Raw genomic sequence first — 17,908 nt, 5'->3', positions numbered from 1 at the left:
TCAGGCGAGGGCCGGGCTGAGGGCGCAGCTGGCGCTCAGTCGCTCGGCAAGTTCGGTGAAGGCACGGCCGCTGGCGGAGCTGGGTGCCGAGAGCACCACCGGCCGGCCGCTCTCTCCGCCCTCGAGCACGGGCATCTCCATCGGCAGCTGGGCCAGCAGCGGCACACCCGCCTCGTCGGCCAGCAGGCGGCCGCCACCGCTGCCGAAGAGGGCGTAGCGGCGATCGGGCAGATCGGGGGGGATGAAGGCGGTCATGTTCTCCACCACCCCCAGCACCGGCACCCCCATCTGCAGGAACATCGCCAGGCCGCGGCGGGCGTCCTGAAGCGACACCTGCTGGGGGGTGGTGACGATCACCACCCCGGCCATGGGCACGGCCTGGGCCAGGGTGAGCTGGGCATCGCCTGTGCCGGGCGGCAGGTCCACCACCAGCACGTCGCGCTCGCCCCAGTTCACCTGATAAAGGAACTGGCGGATGATGCCGTTGAGCATCGGGCCGCGCCAGACCACCGGCTGGTTCTCCTGGATGAGCAGGCCCATCGACACCATGACGATGCCGCAGCTCTCGATCGGCTCCAGCACCTGGTCGTTGCCGCTGCCCGTCACCTGGGGGCTGCGGTCGGCCACGCCGAGCATGGTGGGGGCATTGGGACCGTAGATGTCGGCATCGAGCAGGCCCACCCGCAGGCCGGAGGCGGCCAGGGCACAGGCCAGGTTGACCGCCACGGTGCTCTTGCCGACGCCACCTTTGCCGCTGCTGACAGCGATCACCTGGCGCACGCCGGGGATGCCCTGACGTTCCGGCAGCTGGCCCCCACCGGGGCCGTGGCCGGCGGCGCCAATCGGCCCCGAGGAGGGAGCGGCGGCGGGCTGGGCCAGTTCGATCTGGACGTCGTTGATGCCCTCCACGGCCAGCAGGGCGCTGCGGGCCTCAGCGGCGATGCGCTCGCGTTGGCTCGCGGCGAAGCCCGGCAGGGCGAGGCGAAACACCGCCCGACTGCCCTGGTGACGCAGGTCGCTGATCCAACCGAGCTCCACCAGGCTGCGGCCGCTGCCGGCATCGCGGAGCGGCTGCAGGGCCTGAAGGAGGGTGTCGGCGCTGGCCATTCGTCGACGTCTCGGGCGTTGTGAAAAGGGATCCTAGGGGCCGTGCCCCGGGGCGGTTGGGCCGGCAGCGGCACCCCGGTGGCGGCCGCCCGGAACTTCCTCAGCCCGTGACAGAGACTCTCGACCCCTTGTGGGACCCCCCGACGGACTGAAAAGGTGTGCGGATGTTCCGCGCCCGCCGCGCTGCCGTTCCATGGAGATGCCACCTGCCGATTCCCGCAGCCGCGCCAAGGCCCTGCTGATGGGCCTGCAGGATTCGATCTGTGCCGGCCTGGCGAGCCTCGACGGCGAGGGTGGTTTCGAGGAACAGAGCTGGGAGCGGCCGGAGGGCGGCGGTGGCCGCTCCAGGGTGATGAAGGACGGCCGGGTGTTCGAGCAGGGCGGCGTCAACTTCTCCGAAGTGGAGGGGGAGCGCCTGCCCCCCTCGATCCTGTCCCAGCGCCCCGAGGCGGAGGGTCACCGCTGGTTCGCCACCGGCACCTCGATGGTGCTGCACCCCCGCAACCCCTACGTGCCCACGGTGCATCTCAACTACCGCTATTTCGAGGCCGGACCGGTGTGGTGGTTCGGCGGCGGCGCCGACCTCACCCCCTACTACCCCTTCCTGGAGGATGCCCGCCACTTCCATCGCACCCTCAAAGGGGCTTGTGATGGGGTGGATCCCGCGTACTACCAGGTGTTCAAGCCCTGGTGCGATGAGTATTTCTTCCTGAAGCACCGCGGCGAGACCCGGGGCGTGGGCGGCATCTTCTACGACTACCAGGACCCCGGCGGGGTGCTCTACAAAGGTGGCGACCCCGAGGGGCCTGCGGCGGCGGCCAGCACGGCCGTCGGCCCTCTGCACCAGGACTGGGAGCAGTTGTTTGCCCTGGCTTCGGCCTGCGGCCATGCCTTCCTGCCGAGCTACGTGCCGATCGTGGAGCGCCGCCATGGGCAGCCCTGGGGGGAGGTGGAGCGCCAGTTCCAGCTCTACCGCCGCGGCCGCTACGTGGAGTTCAACCTGGTGTTCGACCGGGGCACGATCTTCGGGCTGCAGACCAACGGCCGCACCGAATCGATCCTGATGTCATTGCCGCCCCTGGTGCGCTGGGAGTACGGCTACACGGCCGCTGAAGGCAGCCGGGAAGCCCTGCTGACCGACCTGTTCACTCGCCCCCAGAACTGGCTTGAAGACGCTTCCCTGGAGGAGCGCTGCCGACCACACCAGGCTGTGGACTGAGCGGCTGGGGGGTGGGGCTGCGGCCCAGGCCGACTTCGAGGGCCGTGACGATCCGGCTGGCGATGGCCATCACCGTGTCGGGACGGGTGGCGGGATTGCGCAGCGAGCGCTCCAGCCGGCCTTCGAGCTTGCCGACCTCCAGCAGGGCGATGCCGCGCCTGGGTCCCCCCAGGCCACCACGGAAGGCCATGGGGAAGCCACCGAAGGCCTCGGCCAGGCTTTCGTCGAGCCGGCCGAAGGGCCGGTGCAGCGGCGGGATCAGCCCCGATCCGACGCCATCGGGTCCCCAGGCATCGAAGTGGATCTCCAGGGCATAGCCGCCGCTGGCGGCGTGCTGACGGCCCACGCTCCAGTTGGTGCTGGGGTGGTCGCCGTCGCTGATCGTGCGGAAGGGGGGGCGGTAGTAGCTGATGCGCAGCCCCCGCTGCTGCCCCAGGGCCACCACCGTCTCGGCGACGACCATGTTCCAGTAGAGCTCGTCGCTGATGCCCGGGACCATCGGCGGCGCCCCGGCGGCCACCGCGGCGCCGCTGGTGCCGGACCCCGCGATGCCCTGGGAATCGGCATGGCCGGCCAGCACCAGGATGGGCGTGTCCGCTTCGACGGGGCGGAGGCCGATCCAGTCCCGGCTCAGGTGGCTGCGGGGTCCGGTGATCGGATCGGTGCCGTCCAGCGCCGGGGCTGATGTCCGGAGCTGGACGGCCATGGGCATGGCTTCCGCGCTGCGGGCGGGTGCCGCCAGGGCGGCAAGGCTGCTGAACAGAAAGGCTGGACCCACCAACCAGGCGGCAGAACGGCAACGCATGGGCTCAGATCGGGGAGGAGAGCAGGGAGCCGTCGCTGGCCAGCTGGAGGTCGGCGCCGAGCTCCCGCTCGATGGCGATCAGTTCGTCGCGGTGGGCGCGCAGGCGCAGGGTGCTGCCGCCGCCACTGTCCTCGTCCATCAGTCGCAGCTCCAGGCTCTCGGGTCGGGCCGCCCTCCGGCTGTAGAGAACACCCGCCATCGGACCGGCCAGGGCCAGCAGCAGGGGCCACCAGCCGAGGGAGGGAAGCACCTGGCGCAGCACCAGGCCCAGGCAGGCGGCCCCAACGCTGCCCAGCAGCGAGAGCAGCAGGGCGAGAGGCAGGCTGGAGCGCACCTGGCCGCGGAAGCGCAGCAGTTGGCGCTCGGGATCGCCGGTTTCGGTCTGCCAGCCCCGGGCCGTGAGCCAGTTGGAGAGGCCCTCGAGCACCTGCACCGGCGGTTGGGGGGAGTGGACGTCCACCACCGTGGTGCGGTCCTTGCTGGCGGCCCTCAGGAAGAAGACCAGGCCGATGGCCATCAGCAGGGTGAGCAGGAGGGTGGAACCCAGGGTGGGCATGGGGGCGGAACCTTGGCGGCCCCCATTCTGGCCCGACTGGCCTGGCCGGTGTCCGTGCTGGGCCACGATGGCCGCAAAACCCCTGCCCCACGATGGCCCAGACCCCTGCCAGCGTCAGCGCCAGCCCCGGACCGGCGGCCCGTTTCGCCGTCTTTGACCACGACCTCGACGCCACCTGGCAGGAGCTCTACGGAAAGGCCCGGGCCCTGGCCATCGACACCGAGGCCATGGGGCTGATCCACGGGCGGGACCGCCTCTGCCTGGTGCAGATCTGCGATGACGCCGACAACGTCTGCTGCATTCGGCTGGCGCGGGGGCAGACGGAGGCGCCGCGACTGAAGGCCCTCTGCGAGAACCCGGCGATCGAGAAGGTGTTCCATTTCGCCCGCTTCGATGTGGCGGCGTTGGCGGAGAACCTCGGCATCGCCGTGGACCCCATCTTCTGCACCAAGGTCGCCAGTCGCCTGGCCCGCACGTACGCCCCGCGCCACGGCCTCAAGGACGTGGTCAACGAGCTGGTGGGGGTGGAGCTCGACAAGCAGGCCCAGAGTTCCGACTGGGGCCGGGTGGAGGAGCTCAGCGACACCCAGCTGGCCTACGCCGCCGGTGACGTGCGCTGGCTGCTGGCCGCCCGGGACCGGCTGGAGGTGATGCTGCGCCGGGAGGAGCGTTGGGAGCTGGCCCGTCGCTGTTTCGCCTGCGTGCCGGTGTTCTCCGCCCTCGATCGGCAGCGGTTCCACCAGGTCTTCGAGCACTGAGTCTGGGAGCGGCGGACAGGCCCGTCGGGCGTCCTGCCGGCAGCGGCCCTCAGTCCTCGATCATGAACAGGTCGTCCTCGCCCACCGAGCGCAGCTGGCCGTCGAACAACTGGCCCCGGTCGAGGCCGCTGGCCCGGGTTTCCTCCAGCAGGCGTTCCGCCAAGGCCAGCTTGGCGGCCGTGTCCCGCAGGCCCTCCTTGGCCGCCAGGATCTCCACCCGCCGGCGGGCCGCCGCCAGGCTGATGCCCAGCTGGGTGGCCAGATGACCGCAGGCGGCGTTGAAGCTGCGGTCGGGGATGCCGGGCATCGGTGCGGGGGACGAGGGGGTGGTCGAGCCCATCATCCCCCTACCCCGGCAGCAGGCGTTCGAGGATCAGCGCCGCCAGCCGCGCGCTGCCACCGGCCGGTCCCATGCGCCGCCGGCCGATGCGGCCCAGCCGGGTCCGTTCGCCGTCGTCGTTGAGCAGGGCGATCAGCCGCCGCTGCAGCTCCTCGCTGTCCTGGCACGGCAGCACGGCTCCCCCCAGGAGCCGGCTCTGGCGGCGGGCGAAGCCGGCCTTGAACTGGGGGCCGGGCCCCGGCAGCGACAGGGCCGGCACTCCCAGGCCCACCAGCTGCTCGGTGGCCGTGCCGGCGGTGGCCAGCCCCAGTTCCGCCAGCGGCGCCCAGGCCGCGAACTGACCCGGACCCACCAGCAACTCCAGTGGGCCGCGCCGCCAGAGGCCCGAGGCACCGGAGCCCGGCGGTGCTGCCGCCGGGCTGAATCCAGCGGCGGCGAGGGGGGCGGCCAGCTCGGCGTCACTGGGGCGGGAGCCGCTGGCGAGTAACACGCTGATCGGCTGGCTCGCGCTGGCGGACGGCAGGGCGGCGAGCAGGCCGCGCAGGTTGCCCAGGGCCTCGGGCAGGCGGCTGCCCGGCAGCAGCAGCAGACGGCGCCGCCCCTCCAGCCAGGCCGGCAGGGGCCCAGGGGCGGTGAAGCCATCCATCATCGGGTTGCCCGGAGCGACGGCCTGGACCCCATGCCGGTGCAGTCCCCGGGCGGTGAGGCGATCGCGCACCGCCACCAGATGGCAGCGGCGGTGGCCCATCAGGGCCCACTCCCAGGGATCCCATTCACTGCTCTTGGCCCGGTGGTAACCATCGGCCAGGGGGGAGCGGCCCCAGCCGGCCGGGGCGGGTGAGGCCCAGGTGTGGTCGCTCTTGGGGGTGCCCAGAAAGCCGTACGGACCACCGCCCGCCCAGGCCAGCAGCAAGGGCAGCAGATCGCCCACCGCCAGGATCGGCAGACCCTGCCTTCCCCAGCGCCGCACGATCCGCCACTGACGCCAGCTCAGCAGCGGCAGCCCGGCGGCCAGATCGTTCAGCAGTCCCCGCAGGCTCTGATTGCTGAAACCGCCACTGGGAAGGGGCTGCCGCGGCCCAACCCGCTGCAGCTCCCCGGCCGCTTCGGCGCCGGCATAGGCCTGGCCCATCCCCACCAGGGGCAGCACCTGCACCTTCAGGTTGGGTTCCTGGTGCCGCAGGGCCTCGATCAGCCGCAGGGCGATCAGATCCTCCCCGTGGCCGTTGCTCAGAACCAGCAGACGGGGGGTGGACATGCCATGGCTGATACGATCCGCTGCGGGGAGTTTGCTCCCCGGCAGGCGGCATGGCCAAGTGGTAAGGCAGAGGATTGCAAATCCTTTATCCCCAGTTCGAATCTGGGTGCCGCCTCTGCAACAACCGACGTTCTCCTGCTCGCCCCCCGCGCAGGAGTCACGGCCCAACGGCCGGCCATCGGTGGCAGACTGCAACTGACTTGCCAATGAGGACTGAGGTGGGAGCTAACTCCACGGAAGAGCCGGATCCGTTCGTGGCGCTGCTCAGCGAAGACTGCCTGGAGATGATTGAAAAGATCCAGGCTTATCGCGAAAGAATTCAGCTACCTTCCACACCCACGGCGATTCTCGAAGACGCCATCATCGAGTATTACACCGCTCTCAAAAGGGTCGGCAACTGGTGACAATGCCACTGCAGGGTGACAGCCTGGTGTGGATTCAACCCTGCTGCGTTCCAGGCCTTCCCTGCGGCTGACGTGCTCCTGCTCCGTGGATCAGTTCAGCCCGTTTCCTGTGCAGGCTCATCGAGGCTTCTGTGAGCACCACCCACTGGGCCAGGGTGGAGCAGTGCTCCTCAAAGGGTGGCAGGTCCAGTCGCAGCGGCCGCCAGGCGCCTGCCTCGATGTCCCGGTTGAGCTCCGAGTGGGGCAGATCGTCGTTGGTGATGATCAGCCAGCGGTAGTGGGCCTTGAAATGGTCGAGATACTCCCGCACCAAGTGGTTGGGAAGGTGTTGCAGCACATCCTTGACCAGGATCAGATCGGCGGGCGGAAGGTTGGCCAGGTCCTCGAACAGCTGAAAGCGAATCGAGTCGCTGGCGTGGAGGTCGCTGTTGGCGGCCACCACGGAGTCGACGATGTCAATCCCGGTGTAGGTGATGTCGCCCCAGTGGATCAGCCGGGAGAACTGCCAGTCGCCACAGCCGAAATCGACGACGCTGCGGATGTGATTGAGCCGCAGAAAGCGTTGCAGGGTAGCGATGTACTCGCCGTTGAACTCCGGTCTGGACCCCTGGCCGGAGCCTCCCCCCCATGTGTCCCGTTGGTAGATGCGCGTGAAGGCGTCCTTGGTCGACATGCCGGATAGTGGGTGGCGGCACCTTAGCGGCGGCGTCCCTCCGGCCACTCGCGTCGGCTCAGGGAAGGACGCCCAGGAGCAAGGAGATCAGGGCGAAGCCCACGACGCCCACAAGGGCCAGCAGCGATGTGGACTGGGGCATGACCATCACCCGAACGAACGAATGATAAAGAAAACCTGAAGAGGGTCAGGGTTGTCTGTGGCGTTCGTTGCCGATCGTCATGTCCCTTCCGACCGGTTCGCAGGCCCGCTCAGGGAGAGCCTTCCGCCTGCCACCGCTGTCCTTCCTGGCCGACGGCTTCGCAGCGGAAGGTGCGCCCGTCCAGCTGGCAATGACCGCTGGCCAGCTGGGCTCTGGTCAGCCCCAGGGCCGGCGTGGCCTCGCCGAAGCCTGCCTGGCCCACGGCGCTCACCTGCAGTCGCAGGGGCCAGCGCGGCTCGCAACGGCTTGCCTGGCACTGCATGCCCCTGGTGCCTTCCGCCAGCACCCCGGCGAAGACCAACTGGCGGTCAACAAAGGCGCCGCTGCCGCCTGGCTGCAGAAACCGGACGGTGAGCAGTCCCTCCATCTGCTGATCCAGCCGCAGCACCCTGCAGCTGATGGGCTGCTGAGGCGAGTCCTGGCTGGAGGTGCTGACGATGCGGCAGCGCCGCAGGCCCCCTTCCCAGCGGCCGAAATCTTCGCCAGACAGGTCCTGGGCCTCCAGCGCTGTCCACGGGCCCGTGAGGGCCAGCAGCAGCAGGCCCGACGGCCATCCGCGGCAAAGCCACCGCTTCAATAGCCCGAGTCGGCGACGCAGATCCCCTGGCAGCTGATCCCGTTGCTGGCTGTGCGGCCGCAATGGCCGCAGAGCACCGGCTCGGGGGCCATTGCGGCTGGCTCGTTGCCGGCGGCCAATGGGATGGTGGCGCCTGCTCCGGCCGTGGGCAGTGGCGGCCGGACGCCCGGATGGGTGGTCATCGCATGCCCCCTGGGAACGGTTCGGTTCGATCATGGCAACAGCGTGAGAGTGCCGCGATCGTCTGGGCCGACCCTGCCACCCCCGTGTCCGCGCCCGGGCCGTCAGCGGCCCCCGGGATCGGGGTGGGCACCTGGGCCTGGGGCAACCAGTTTCTGTGGGGCTACGACCCGGCCCAGGACGCGGAGCTGGCCGCCTGTTTCCGCCGGGCCGTGGACCTGGGGCTGACCCTGTTCGACACGGCGGATTCCTATGGCACCGGTCGCTTCGGAGGCCGCAGCGAGTCGCTGCTGGGCGACTTCGTCGCCGACCTGCCGCCGGACCGGCGCCAGGGGCTCACCGTGGCCACCAAGTTGGCCCCCTTCCCCTGGCGCCTGGGCCGCCGTGGATTCGAGCGGGCCTTCGAAGCCTCCCGAAGGCGGTTGAGGGGTCATCTGGACAGGGTCCAGCTGCACTGGAGCACGGCCCGCTACGCCCCCTGGCAGGAGGGGGCCCTGCTGGAGGGGCTGGCGGATCTGCTCGAGCAGGGCCGGGTGGGCAGCCTGGGGGTGTCTAACCTGGGCCCACGCCGGTTACGCCTGGTGCATGGGCGATTGGCCCGGCGGGGGTTGCGATTGTCCAGTCTGCAGGTGCAGCTCTCCCTGCTGGCGCCCGAGGCCCTCGCGGCGGGTGGGGTGGCATTGGTCTGCCGGGAGCTGGGCATTGACTTGCTGGCCTACAGCCCCCTGGCCCTCGGTCTGCTGGGCCGGCCGCCGGGGGAGGGTCAGGGACTGCCGGCGGGGCCCCGGGGCCTGCTGTTCCGCCGGCTGCAGCCCCGCATCCAGCCCCTGCTGCAGACGATGGAGAGGATCGCCCATGCCCACGATGCCCCCATGGCGGCTGTGGCGATCAACTGGTGCCGCGCCCATGGCGCCATTCCCCTGGTGGGGTTGCGCCGTGTTGATCAGGCCGAAGCGGCGGCCTCGGCTGCCAGCTGGTGCCTCGACGACGGGGAACGACGCGATCTGGACCGGGTGGCGCAGCGGTGCGAGGGACGCATGCCGGCCAATCCGTTTCAGAGCGGCTGAGGCCCTCAGGCGCTGAGGGCGTCGGTTGGATCCGGGCTCAACACCACCGGCAGGGCGGCGGGCCGAGGCTGGGGGGCCTCGGTCCGTTGCAGCAGCCTCACCACCTGGGGGTCGGTCGGTTCGCCGCCGAGGCTGCCGTCTTCGCCGGGTCCGCAGGCACTGAGGGCCTCCTGCAGCAGGGAATCGAAGGTGGAGCCGGGCAGCCGGTGGCGAGCGAGCTCCAGGAAGGCGCGCGAGAGGGATTCGCCCGCGGCCGCCCGCAGCGCCGGGTTGGAGCGCCGCAGTTCCTGCTCCTGGGCGATCGAGTTGAGGAACCGCTGGGTGATGTCCCGTTTGGTGGTGGCCCGGATGCGGGTGTCCTGGTCGGCCTCGCTCAGGAAGGTCTGGGCCTCCAGCTCCTGCAGGCGGCGGTTGAGACTGTCGAGAACGTCCTGGGCTTCCTTATTGATATGGGTGAGTTGGCCGTCGGACAGGCGGGGCAGGTCGGCCACATAGACCTTGCCATGGTCCCGCAGGGTCAGAAAGGTGGGGCGCTGGCCGCCCGTGCCTTCCCGCTGCAACGGGGCCCCACCGTCGCGCAGACGGGGACGTGGCTGCTGGGGGCGCTGGGGCGGAATCGGGCCGGCGGAACTGCGGCGGCGGGTGATGCGTCTGGACGTATCGAACATCGGGCAGCGAAATCTTTTGAACGTCTGGGGAGCGTGTGGGGGACTGGTTGTGGCGGCCATGACGCCCACGACCTTAGGGAAAGCGGTGGATGAGGGCTGCCATTGCCTCAGTGCGGCAATCCGGCCAGGGGGTGCTCCCCCGATGCGCCCGCCGCGATCCTGCCGAGCTCCCAGGCCTGATGGCCCGAGGAACGGCAGAGGTCGATGATGCCAGGGGAGGCCTCTGCTGGCACCACCAGGCAGAAACCGACCCCCAGGTTGAAGGTGTTCCACAGATCGACCTCCGGCACCTGGCCCCGCTCCTGCAGCCAGCGGAACAGGGGCGGACGCTCCCAGCTGTCGGGGTCGACCACCGCATGAACCCCCGCGGGCAGGCAGCGGGGCAGGTTCTCCGGCAGGCCGCCGCCGGTGATGTGGGCCATGGCGTGGAGCGGCTGCCCCGATCGGCGCAGGTCCTGCACCAGTGAGGCATAAAGAAGTGTCGGGGTCAGCAGGGCCTCGATCAGTCCTTGCCCGGTTGCCGGCAACAGGGTGGCGGCGTCGACCGCTTCGGCCTCCAGGATGCGCCGCACCAGGCTGAAACCATTGCTGTGGACACCGCTGCTGGCCACCGCCACGATCCGGTCACCCACGCTCACGAGCGCGCCGTCGATCCGTTCCTCCTCCTCCACCACCGCTACACAGAACCCGGCCAGGTCGTAGCGGCCGGCGCCGTAGAAGCCCGGCATCTCGGCGGTTTCGCCCCCCAGCAGGGCGCAGCCGCTCTGGCGGCAACCATCGGCGATGCCTTCCACCACCTCGGCCATGGCCTCGGGCCCGAGCTTGCCGGTGGCGATGTAATCCAGGAAGAAGAGTGGTTCCGCGCCGCTGGTGATCACGTCGTTGACGCACATGGCCACCAGGTCGAGGCCCACCCCGTGGTGACCGCCATGGGCCTGGGCGAGCTCGAGCTTGGTCCCCACCCCGTCGGTGCCGGCCACCAGCAGGGGGCGTTTCATTCCGGCCGGCAGGCGGCAGAGCCCGCCGAAGCCCCCCAGTCCCCCGATCACCTCCGGCCGCCGGGTCGTCTCGACACTGGTGCGGATGCGTTCCACGAAGGCGCGGCCGGCGGCGACGTCCACGCCGGCAGAGCGGTAGTCCATGGGGCAAGGGTCAGCGCTGCACCGATCCTGCATCGGCATGGGGCCGCAGGGGGCACCAGGAGAGCCCTGGGCATGGACGATTGACCGATTGGCCCATGCTTCCATCGCCTGGGCTTATGCCATTGATCAAATCCACTGATGTTTTGCTAGCGCCGGTGGGCCAGTCAGGCCAGTGGACGCCTGAAGGGGTGGCAAAGATGAAGAAAACTGATCGGTCCTGAGGCCTGTCTGCAGCACATTTGAGCCCTGTGCAGTTCGGATAGTTTTCCGGGGTTGTCATTTTCTCTTAGGAATTCGCCAGGCCATTTCGGCCGCGTTCGACTCAGTCACCACCGCTTCAGGTCTGGTTGTCGTCAACGCCCGAATGCAGTCATCAGGAACGTCGTTCCTCGATCGCTTGCTCAGCCAGTGTTTTCCGCTTGTTATGCGAGTCACTCAACTCCTGGGCGCCGCCGCCCTCCTCTTCACCAGCAGCATCGCTCCGGCCCAGGCCGGCTCCCTTACTGCCCAGCAGGCCCCTGGGAGTTCCGTTGCCATCCGCCCCGCCGACTTTCCCTCCACCTGGGATCGTTTCGTCGAAGACATCCGCACCGTGCCCACGGCGAGCAATCTGATCGCTTCCTCTGGTGGTGTCACCACCGGTCAGGCCAGCTGGTACGGCCCCGGTTTCTTCGGCAACCGCACCGCCAGTGGAGAGGTTCTTCGCCCCGGCAGCCTCACCGCCGCCCACCGCACCCTGCCGTTCGGCACCAAGGTGCGCGTCACCAACCTCTGGAACGGTCGTTCCGCCGTGGTGCGCATCAACGACCGTGGCCCTTTCCACGGCAACCGGGTGATCGACCTGGCCCATGGTGCCGCCCAGGAACTGGGCCTCACAGCCAGCGGCGTTGCCCAGGTGAGGCTCGAAGTGCTCCCCTGACACGTTCAGGCGGCTCGATCCGTCCCGTGTTCTTCCAGCCCATCCGCCAATCTGGCGGGTGGGCTTTCGTTTTGTGCCGGTGCAACTGCTTCAGACCCTGGCCGAGCTGAATGACTGGCGCCGCGAGCAGGTCGGTCGGCCGCTCCATTTCGTTCCCACCATGGGCAGCCTGCATCAAGGCCACCAGCAGCTGCTGCAGAGGGCCTGCGCCGCCGTGCCTGCGGGCCGCCCCGCGGTGCTGCTCAGCGTGTTCGTCAATCCACTCCAGTTCGGACCGGCTGAAGATTTCGACCGTTACCCCAGGGATCTGGCCGCTGATGCCGCCCTGGGGGAGGCGGCCGGTGCCGAGGCCCTGTTTGCCCCATCGGTGCAGGAGCTGTTTCCCGGTGGTGAGGCCCAGCTCACCGGTGTGGTTCCCCCGGCCGCCCTGCGCCAGTCCCTGTGCGGTCCGGGTCGACCAGGCCATTTTGAGGGTGTGGCCACGGTGGTCTGCCGGCTGCTGGCCCTGGTGCGCCCCGATCGCCTCCTGCTCGGGGAGAAGGACTGGCAGCAGCTGATGATCCTGCGCCGCGTGGTGGCCGACCTGGCCCTGCCGTTGACGGTGCAGGGCTGCGCCACGGTGCGGGAGGTCGATGGGCTCGCCTGCAGCTCGCGCCATCGCTACCTGAGGGCCAGCGAGCGCGATCAGGCGGCGGCCCTGCCGGCGGCCCTGGGGGCGGCGCAGGCGCTCTGGCGCGAGGGCATCGCCAGCGCGGCGCTGCTCTCCGCTTCAGTCCGCCGCGACCTGGAGGCGGCGGGCCTGGCCGTGGAGTATGTGCAGCTCGTGCAGCCCTCTACCCTGAGCCCCGTGACCACCGCCGACGGCGGCCTCGTCTTGCTGGCCGCGGCCGCCCGTTGCGGCAGCACGCGCTTGATCGACCATCTCTTCCTGATGAACCGCCCGCCGATCGTTGCCATCGATGGCCCCGCCGGGGCGGGCAAGAGCACGGTGACCCGGGCCTTCGCCCGCCGTCTGGGCCTCCTCTATCTCGACACCGGTGCCATGTACCGGGCCCTCACCTGGTGGGTGCTGCACCAGGGTGTGGACCCGGCCGATGCCGCTGCCATCGCTCCCCTGCTGGTCGACCTCGATCTGCAGCTGGAGAGCGACGCCGGCGGGGAACAGCGGGTGCAGGTGAATGGCCACGAGGTGAGCGAGGCGATCCGGGGCCCTGAGGTCACCGCTGCGGTGTCCGCCGTGGCGGCCCATGCCTGCGTGCGGGCGGCCCTCACCGGACAGCAGCAGGCCATGGGGCAGCGGGGCGGTCTGGTCGCAGAAGGGCGCGACATCGGCACCGCCGTCTTCCCGGAGGCGGAGTGCAAGGTGTTCCTCACCGCCACGGTGGCGGAGCGAGCCCGCCGCCGGGCAGCGGATCTGGCCCAGCGCGGCTTCGCCGTGCCGCCCCTGGCCGAACTGGAAGCCCAGATCGCCGAGCGGGATCGCCTGGATTCCACCCGGGCCGAGGCCCCCCTGCGGCAGGCGGCCGATGCGGTGGAGCTGGTCACCGACGGCCTGGGCATCGACGCCGTGATCCAGCGCCTGGTGGATCTGTTCCGCGAGCGGGTGCCCGAGGACGCCTGGCCGGGCCCTGGGGCTCCCTAGCCCCCCGCCCGTTCGGCCATCAGGGCCTCGAGCAAGCCCCCGCAGGCGTCCTCCAGCAGGTCGAGCACCCGATCGAAGCCCTCCTCACCGCCGTAGTAGGGATCGGGCACCTCTTCGATGCTGTGGTGGCTGCAGTACCGGGTGATGGGGGTGATCTGGGCGGAGGCCCCAGGCCCGGCAAGGCCCCGCACCGCCGTCAGGTTCTGCCGATCCATCGTCAGCACGTGATCGAAGTGGCTCAGGTCGCGGCTTGTGATCTGGCGGGCTCGGCTGGGCAGGGCGATGCCACGCTGGGCTGCGGCGCTGCGCATGCGCTCGTCGGCGGGCCGTCCCACGTGCCAGTCGCCGGTGCCGGCGGAATCCACCCGGAAGGCGTCCTCCAGGCCCTGGAGGGCGATCAGATGCAGGAAGACGCCCTCGGCGGCCGGGGAGCGACAGATGTTGCCAAGGCAGACGAACAGGAGGCTGGTGGGCTGTGCCATGGCGAGGGGGGCGGCGGGCGGTTCAGCGGGGGTGGTCATCGGGTGTTCAGTCGATGGATGGCCACGCCGGCCCGAAGCCGCACCACCAGCGTGTCCTCCCGCTCCGGATCCTGGAGCTGCCCCAGGCTCGCCTCGGCCCGATCTCTGTGGGGATCGGCCGGGGGCAGGGGCAGGGCCAGGCCCTCGAGGCCCACGGCCACGGCGTAGCGCACGACCCACTCGCCGTCCCCACGGCCGCTCTCCAGGGCCCCCAGGCAGCGCTCACGCACCAGGTGCTGTTGCTCCTCGGCCAGGCTCTCCAGCCGCAGGGCCCCCAGTCCCCTGGCGGCGGCCCGGCGCACGCTGGGGCCGACGTCTGTGGCCAGGGCGTCCTCGAGCACGTCCAGCCCACGGGTGTCGCCGATCCCGGCCAGGGCCCGCACGGCCCAGGCCCGGGCGCCGTAGTTGTGGGCATCGAGATTGGCCAGCAGAGGGCCCACGGCCGCCGGGCCCAGGGCGATCAACCCATCCACGGCGGCCACGGCGGCTCCCGGATTGTTGAAGCCCAGCACCTGGACCAGCTGGGGCACGGTGGCCAAAGGGTCGTCGCAGGCGATCAGCCGGCGGGTGGCCACCACCAGCTCCTCGGCGCTGCCGGCCTGCTCGAAGGCCCGGATGCGATCGACCGCGAGCCTGGAATCTCCGCTTGCGGCCGTCATCAGAGCAGGGCGTCCATCGCCATCAGCACGGCCTCATCATCGCTGCCCGCCTCACTGCCGCTGCCGTTCTCCACGAGGCCCCGCAGGGCAATCAGCTTGAGGCTGTTCTCGGCCAAGGTGCGCTGGATGGGGACCAGGGCGGGGCGCCACCCCACCGCCCCCAGATCCATCAGGGCGGCACGACGCACCTGCAGCTGGGGGTGTTGCAGCAACTGGAGCAGCTCGTCGGCCCAGACCGTCTCCCCGGTGAGCTGCAGCAGGGCCCGGCAAGCGGCACTGCGCACCAGGGGGCGCCCATGGCTGGTGAAGGGCTTGATCACGGCCAGGACCTCCGCTTCGGCCACTCCGATCGTGCCGAGGGCCTCCAACATCGCCTCGCAGGGTTCCTGCAGCCGGGGGCTGTTGCTGCGGTGGGCACCGGCGACATCGGGTCCGCTCGCCAGGCGGCGGGTCAGCAGCGGCACCGCTGCCGTGGCCCGCAGCTCGCCGAGGGCACGGGCCGCGGCCTCCCGCAGGCCGTCGTCGGCATCGTCGAGCACCACCAGCAACTCGCTCACCGCCCGGCCATCGGCGATCTTGCCCAGGGCCCGGGCGGCATTGCGGGCCACGGCGTTGTGTTCCACCCCGGCGCCCACATCCCGTGGCTGGCGCTGGCGGAGGGCCGCGAGCAGCAGCGGCACGGCCTCCGGATGCCGGCTGCGCATGCGACCCAGCCACCAGGCCGCGTAGTACTGACGGGACTGGTCGTCGGTCTGGCGCAACTGCTCCAGGGCTTCGGCTTCACTGATCGGTTCACCGTCTCCGGCCATGGGCGTGCAGAGGTGGGACGTAGGGACTGGGGGAATGCTGCCACCCCCGCGGGCTGGGGGAATCGGGCCAAAAAAAAAGGGTCCCCGAAGGGACCCAGAGGAATCGAAGAGCGAAGCGACTCAAACGAGGGCGCTGATGGCGTAATCGATGTAGTTGTTGGCGATGACGCCGGCGTCGCCGGAGACACCGTGGTTGGCCTTGATGTAGGTCAGGGCTTCCACGTACCAGGAGGGGGAGAGCTCGAAGGTGCGGTTGATCTCGTCGAGACCGGCCACGAGGTACTCATCCATGGGGCCGGTGCCACCGGCGACCAGGCAGTAGGTGACCATGCGGAGGTAGTAGCCGATGTCACGGGCACACTTGGCCTTGCCGCGGGCGTCGGAGGCGTAGTTGCTCCCCTGCATCTGGGTGGTGTAGGGGAACTTGTTGTAGACGGCCTGGGCGGCGCCGTTCACCAGGGAGTCGGCGTTGGCGGTGAGGGCCTTGGCGGCTTCCAGGGCGTTCTTGGCGCGCTCGAAGCGACCGAAGGCGGCGTTGAGCTCGGTGTTGGAGAGGAAGCGGCCCTGGGAATCAGCGGCTGCGACGGCCTCGGTGAGGGGAGTCTTCATTTGAAGGTTGTTAGAGAGAAGGTGAACCGGAAGATGAAGCGGAGATCAGGCGACAGCAGCAGCTGCGCGATCGAAGTAGGTGCCGATTTCGGACATCAGGGAGGAGCAGTCGCCCTGGGTGATGCCGTTGCGGTCATTGGCGATGCCGATGGCAGCGTCCTTCATCTTGCGGATGCCTTCGGCCACGGAAGCGCCGGGGACGCCGAGGGCCAGGTAGGTCTCGCGGAGGCCGTTGAGGCAACGGTCTTCGAGGACGGAAGCGTCACCGGTGAAGACGGCGTAGGTGACGTAGCGGAGAACGATCTCCATGTCGCGCAGGCAGGCAGCCATGCGGCGATGGGTGTAAGCGTTGCCGCCGGGGGCGATCAGGGCGGGCTGTTGATCGAACAGCTCGCGGGCTGCGTTGGTGACGATCTTGGAGGCGTTGGAGGTGATGCGATTCACGGCATCCATACGCTTGAAGCTGTCAGCGACGACGCCGGAAAGGGCATCGATCTGACCAGCGTTGAGGAATTCGCCGCGGGCATCAGCCTGAGCAACGACCTTGGTGAAGGCGTCGAACATTGAGTTAGCTCCTGTTCTCGACGTCGAACGTCGGGCTTTGGGTGGGTAAGGGGGGTGGGAACGCCAAGGACGTTCACCTGTGCTGGGCACGGGCCTATTGTCAGAAAGAATCGCTCCAGAATCCGTTAAGTTTACAAAGGGTCATCTGTAGCGGCTCGATTCCTCCCGTTGGCTGCAGTCGTGGGGCTGTTGGGTACGCCATTGTCCCTCTCATCTGTGCCTTGCTGAACAATCGTCTGGATGCTCTCCTGGCGCGCGTGCGTGCAGTCGGGCCATGAAAAACCCCCTTCAGCCTGATGCCGAGGGGGGTGAAGTCGTGGGGGAGAAACCAGTGACCTTGCGGTCAGTTCACCGGGCTCACGCTGGCGACTCTGCCACCCTGACGGTGGATCATCTGCTGGGCTTCCAGCAGTTTGTCGAAGGGCACGAAGCGAACGGTGTTGCTGCGCTTGTGCAGGCGGTACTCGGTCAGTCCGGTGACTTCGATGCGATACACCTTGGCCTTCTGGCCGATTCCCTTGGCCATCTTGGTGATCGATTCATTGGCCACCCGGCTGGGCTGGTAGGCCGATCCCTTGGCGTTGGGGCTCACCACCGGAACGGCACGGTCCTGGTGCAGGGCTTTGCCGAGTCGGAAGTTGGTGCCGGCGGTATCGCCTTTCACCGAAGCGGCGGCGCCCCGGGCCAGTTGCATCAGCCAGGAGAACTGACGCCCCTGCTGCCCGGCTGAGTAGTCCCAACCCGTCAGGTAGGGGACCACTTCTTCCCCGAAGCGCTCCTGATATTCAGCACTGTCGATATAGGAATCGATCTCGGCTTCCACACCCTCTTCCTGCAGGATGGTGAAGTGATGCAGCATCTCCGCTTTGTTCTGGGGGGCCCGGCCCAGCAGATGCTTGAAGTTCAGCTCGATGAAATGATAGGGATTGCAATTCTCGAAGAACTTTTCGCGGTACAGGCCACTCTTGGCCACGGCACGCACAAATTCGCGCACACTCAGATAGCCGTTACGGAACAGGGACTCGGCACCCTCGAGGCGCTCGCTCTCCATGATGTATTGACGACCGAGCACCTGCTGATAGACCGTGCGGATGATGGTGGTCTTGTCCTGATCGGACGCATTCGACCAGTTTTCCTTGTTGCGGTCGTTCGCGAAGCGTTCGATGCCCAGATAGGGCGCATTGACGAGGGTCATGGATGGCGGGCCAGAAGGGGGGAGGACTGCACGC

At 69.2% G+C, this 17,908-nt stretch carries 22 protein-coding genes and 1 tRNA gene; 7 read left to right on the top strand and 16 right to left on the bottom strand.

Features of this window, described 5'->3' with window-relative positions; genetic code table 11:
• Window positions 1-1,107, bottom strand: a complete 1,107-nt coding sequence (locus tag VB739_RS02445; protein WP_323355542.1) for an Mrp/NBP35 family ATP-binding protein — start codon at window positions 1,105-1,107, stop codon at window positions 1-3.
• A gap of 193 nt (window positions 1,108-1,300) precedes the next feature.
• Here VB739_RS02445 and hemF point away from each other — a divergent pair, with 193 nt between their 5' ends.
• Window positions 1,301-2,326: an oxygen-dependent coproporphyrinogen oxidase gene (gene hemF, locus VB739_RS02440; protein WP_323355541.1), complete on the top strand. Its 1,026-nt coding sequence runs from the start codon at window positions 1,301-1,303 to the stop codon at window positions 2,324-2,326.
• Here hemF and VB739_RS02435 read toward each other — a convergent pair.
• Both VB739_RS02435 and VB739_RS02430 read right to left on the bottom strand, forming a co-directional pair.
• Complete coding sequence (locus VB739_RS02435) at window positions 2,253-3,131, bottom strand: dehydrogenase (protein WP_323355540.1); 879 nt, start codon at window positions 3,129-3,131, stop codon at window positions 2,253-2,255. The genes hemF and VB739_RS02435 overlap by 74 nt on opposite strands.
• A 4-nt stretch (window positions 3,132-3,135) precedes the next feature.
• Complete coding sequence (locus VB739_RS02430) at window positions 3,136-3,687, bottom strand: cofactor assembly of complex C subunit B (RefSeq protein ID WP_323355539.1); 552 nt, start codon at window positions 3,685-3,687, stop codon at window positions 3,136-3,138.
• A 92-nt stretch (window positions 3,688-3,779) separates the two neighbouring features.
• Here VB739_RS02430 and VB739_RS02425 point away from each other — a divergent pair, with 92 nt between their 5' ends.
• Complete coding sequence (locus tag VB739_RS02425; RefSeq protein ID WP_323355538.1) at window positions 3,780-4,445, top strand: ribonuclease D; 666 nt, start codon at window positions 3,780-3,782, stop codon at window positions 4,443-4,445.
• Window positions 4,446-4,494: 49 nt separating this feature from the next.
• Here VB739_RS02425 and VB739_RS02420 read toward each other — a convergent pair whose 3' ends face one another.
• Both VB739_RS02420 and VB739_RS02415 read right to left on the bottom strand, forming a co-directional pair.
• Window positions 4,495-4,785, bottom strand: a complete 291-nt coding sequence (locus tag VB739_RS02420; RefSeq protein WP_323355537.1) for a hypothetical protein — start codon at window positions 4,783-4,785, stop codon at window positions 4,495-4,497.
• A 7-nt stretch (window positions 4,786-4,792) separates the two neighbouring features.
• The gene (locus tag VB739_RS02415; RefSeq protein ID WP_323355536.1) at window positions 4,793-6,043 is read right to left on the bottom strand and encodes a lipid-A-disaccharide synthase-related protein; all 1,251 of its coding nucleotides are present in this window, start codon (window positions 6,041-6,043) and stop codon (window positions 4,793-4,795) included.
• A gap of 44 nt (window positions 6,044-6,087) precedes the next feature.
• On the opposite strand from VB739_RS02415, the gene VB739_RS02410 reads away from it, so the two are divergent.
• Together VB739_RS02410 and VB739_RS02405 are read left to right on the top strand one after the other, a co-directional pair.
• A tRNA-Cys gene (locus tag VB739_RS02410) sits at window positions 6,088-6,158 on the top strand.
• Window positions 6,159-6,297: 139 nt separating this feature from the next.
• Window positions 6,298-6,447, top strand: a complete 150-nt coding sequence (locus VB739_RS02405; protein ID WP_259724313.1) for a hypothetical protein — start codon at window positions 6,298-6,300, stop codon at window positions 6,445-6,447.
• Window positions 6,448-6,481: 34 nt separating this feature from the next.
• On the opposite strand, the gene VB739_RS02400 is transcribed toward VB739_RS02405, so the two are convergent.
• The 3 genes from VB739_RS02400 to VB739_RS02390 form a co-directional block, all read right to left on the bottom strand.
• Window positions 6,482-7,120, bottom strand: a complete 639-nt coding sequence (locus VB739_RS02400; protein ID WP_323355535.1) for a class I SAM-dependent methyltransferase — start codon at window positions 7,118-7,120, stop codon at window positions 6,482-6,484.
• A gap of 251 nt (window positions 7,121-7,371) precedes the next feature.
• The gene (locus VB739_RS02395; protein WP_323355534.1) at window positions 7,372-7,899 is read right to left on the bottom strand and encodes a hypothetical protein; all 528 of its coding nucleotides are present in this window, start codon (window positions 7,897-7,899) and stop codon (window positions 7,372-7,374) included.
• Window positions 7,896-8,081, bottom strand: a complete 186-nt coding sequence (locus tag VB739_RS02390; RefSeq protein ID WP_323355533.1) for a hypothetical protein — start codon at window positions 8,079-8,081, stop codon at window positions 7,896-7,898. Before VB739_RS02390 ends, VB739_RS02395 begins: the two co-directional genes overlap by 4 nt.
• An 84-nt stretch (window positions 8,082-8,165) precedes the next feature.
• Here VB739_RS02390 and VB739_RS02385 point away from each other — a divergent pair, with 84 nt between their 5' ends.
• Entirely contained in the window at window positions 8,166-9,146 is a 981-nt protein-coding gene (locus VB739_RS02385) for an aldo/keto reductase (protein WP_323355532.1), read from the top strand.
• A gap of 5 nt (window positions 9,147-9,151) precedes the next feature.
• Here the strand turns inward: VB739_RS02385 and VB739_RS02380 are convergent, their stop codons facing one another.
• Window positions 9,152-9,814, bottom strand: a complete 663-nt coding sequence (locus VB739_RS02380; protein WP_323355531.1) for a hypothetical protein — start codon at window positions 9,812-9,814, stop codon at window positions 9,152-9,154.
• A 107-nt stretch (window positions 9,815-9,921) separates the two neighbouring features.
• Window positions 9,922-10,956, bottom strand: coding sequence for a phosphoribosylformylglycinamidine cyclo-ligase (gene purM / locus VB739_RS02375; RefSeq protein WP_323355530.1), 1,035 nt, complete (start codon window positions 10,954-10,956; stop codon window positions 9,922-9,924).
• 424 nt (window positions 10,957-11,380) lie between these two features.
• Here purM and VB739_RS02370 point away from each other — a divergent pair, with 424 nt between their 5' ends.
• Window positions 11,381-11,875, top strand: coding sequence for a septal ring lytic transglycosylase RlpA family protein (locus VB739_RS02370; protein ID WP_323355529.1), 495 nt, complete (start codon window positions 11,381-11,383; stop codon window positions 11,873-11,875).
• Between the two features lie 79 nt (window positions 11,876-11,954).
• Window positions 11,955-13,517, top strand: a complete 1,563-nt coding sequence (locus VB739_RS02365; RefSeq protein ID WP_323355553.1) for a bifunctional pantoate--beta-alanine ligase/(d)CMP kinase — start codon at window positions 11,955-11,957, stop codon at window positions 13,515-13,517.
• On the opposite strand, the gene VB739_RS02360 is transcribed toward VB739_RS02365, so the two are convergent.
• The 6 genes from VB739_RS02360 to VB739_RS02335 form a co-directional block, all read right to left on the bottom strand.
• Window positions 13,514-14,038 carry a low molecular weight protein-tyrosine-phosphatase gene (locus tag VB739_RS02360; RefSeq protein WP_323355528.1) on the bottom strand — a complete coding sequence of 175 codons (525 nt, stop codon included), beginning with the start codon at window positions 14,036-14,038 and terminating at the stop codon, window positions 13,514-13,516. The genes VB739_RS02365 and VB739_RS02360 overlap by 4 nt on opposite strands.
• Window positions 14,035-14,697: a HEAT repeat domain-containing protein gene (locus VB739_RS02355; protein ID WP_323355527.1), complete on the bottom strand. Its 663-nt coding sequence runs from the start codon at window positions 14,695-14,697 to the stop codon at window positions 14,035-14,037. Before VB739_RS02355 ends, VB739_RS02360 begins: the two co-directional genes overlap by 4 nt.
• Complete coding sequence (locus VB739_RS02350; protein WP_323355526.1) at window positions 14,697-15,506, bottom strand: HEAT repeat domain-containing protein; 810 nt, start codon at window positions 15,504-15,506, stop codon at window positions 14,697-14,699. The genes VB739_RS02355 and VB739_RS02350 overlap by 1 nt, the downstream gene beginning before the upstream one ends.
• Window positions 15,507-15,626: 120 nt before the next feature.
• Entirely contained in the window at window positions 15,627-16,115 is a 489-nt protein-coding gene (cpcA, locus tag VB739_RS02345) for a phycocyanin subunit alpha (RefSeq protein ID WP_015109240.1), read from the bottom strand.
• A 45-nt stretch (window positions 16,116-16,160) separates the two neighbouring features.
• Window positions 16,161-16,679 (bottom strand): phycocyanin subunit beta, encoded by a 519-nt coding sequence (locus VB739_RS02340; protein ID WP_323355524.1) that lies wholly within the window; start codon window positions 16,677-16,679, stop codon window positions 16,161-16,163.
• A gap of 343 nt (window positions 16,680-17,022) precedes the next feature.
• Window positions 17,023-17,874 (bottom strand): phycobilisome rod-core linker polypeptide, encoded by an 852-nt coding sequence (locus tag VB739_RS02335; RefSeq protein ID WP_323355525.1) that lies wholly within the window; start codon window positions 17,872-17,874, stop codon window positions 17,023-17,025.
• Window positions 17,875-17,908: the final 34 nt, after the last annotated feature.

This window comes from Cyanobium gracile UHCC 0281, from assembly GCF_034931305.1.
GTDB lineage: Bacteria > Cyanobacteriota > Cyanobacteriia > PCC-6307 > Cyanobiaceae > Cyanobium > Cyanobium gracile_A.
The sequence above is the reverse complement of the archived record's forward strand: the minus strand, read 5'-3'. Positions and strand labels throughout refer to the sequence as shown.

Bases quoted from the DNA above. Each gene is read 5' to 3' on its own strand.
- VB739_RS02430 (WP_323355539.1), bottom strand. From the start codon at position 3,687: ATGCCCACCCTGGGTTCCACCCTCCTGCTCACCCTGCTGATGGCCATC.
- VB739_RS02435 (WP_323355540.1), bottom strand. From the start codon at position 3,131: ATGCGTTGCCGTTCTGCCGCCTGGTTGGTGGGTCCAGCCTTTCTGTTC.
- VB739_RS02335 (WP_323355525.1), bottom strand. From the start codon at position 17,874: ATGACCCTCGTCAATGCGCCCTATCTGGGCATCGAACGCTTCGCGAAC.
- VB739_RS02360 (WP_323355528.1), bottom strand. From the start codon at position 14,038: ATGACCACCCCCGCTGAACCGCCCGCCGCCCCCCTCGCCATGGCACAG.
- VB739_RS02445 (WP_323355542.1), bottom strand. From the start codon at position 1,107: ATGGCCAGCGCCGACACCCTCCTTCAGGCCCTGCAGCCGCTCCGCGAT.
- VB739_RS02340 (WP_323355524.1), bottom strand. From the start codon at position 16,679: ATGTTCGACGCCTTCACCAAGGTCGTTGCTCAGGCTGATGCCCGCGGC.
- purM (WP_323355530.1), bottom strand. From the start codon at position 10,956: ATGGACTACCGCTCTGCCGGCGTGGACGTCGCCGCCGGCCGCGCCTTC.
- VB739_RS02425 (WP_323355538.1), top strand. From the start codon at position 3,780: ATGGCCCAGACCCCTGCCAGCGTCAGCGCCAGCCCCGGACCGGCGGCC.
- VB739_RS02355 (WP_323355527.1), bottom strand. From the start codon at position 14,697: ATGACGGCCGCAAGCGGAGATTCCAGGCTCGCGGTCGATCGCATCCGG.
- VB739_RS02420 (WP_323355537.1), bottom strand. From the start codon at position 4,785: ATGGGCTCGACCACCCCCTCGTCCCCCGCACCGATGCCCGGCATCCCC.
- cpcA (WP_015109240.1), bottom strand. From the start codon at position 16,115: ATGAAGACTCCCCTCACCGAGGCCGTCGCAGCCGCTGATTCCCAGGGC.
- VB739_RS02390 (WP_323355533.1), bottom strand. From the start codon at position 8,081: ATGACCACCCATCCGGGCGTCCGGCCGCCACTGCCCACGGCCGGAGCA.
- VB739_RS02380 (WP_323355531.1), bottom strand. From the start codon at position 9,814: ATGTTCGATACGTCCAGACGCATCACCCGCCGCCGCAGTTCCGCCGGC.
- VB739_RS02415 (WP_323355536.1), bottom strand. From the start codon at position 6,043: ATGTCCACCCCCCGTCTGCTGGTTCTGAGCAACGGCCACGGGGAGGAT.
- VB739_RS02350 (WP_323355526.1), bottom strand. From the start codon at position 15,506: ATGGCCGGAGACGGTGAACCGATCAGTGAAGCCGAAGCCCTGGAGCAG.
- VB739_RS02400 (WP_323355535.1), bottom strand. From the start codon at position 7,120: ATGTCGACCAAGGACGCCTTCACGCGCATCTACCAACGGGACACATGG.
- VB739_RS02370 (WP_323355529.1), top strand. From the start codon at position 11,381: ATGCGAGTCACTCAACTCCTGGGCGCCGCCGCCCTCCTCTTCACCAGC.
- hemF (WP_323355541.1), top strand. From the start codon at position 1,301: ATGGAGATGCCACCTGCCGATTCCCGCAGCCGCGCCAAGGCCCTGCTG.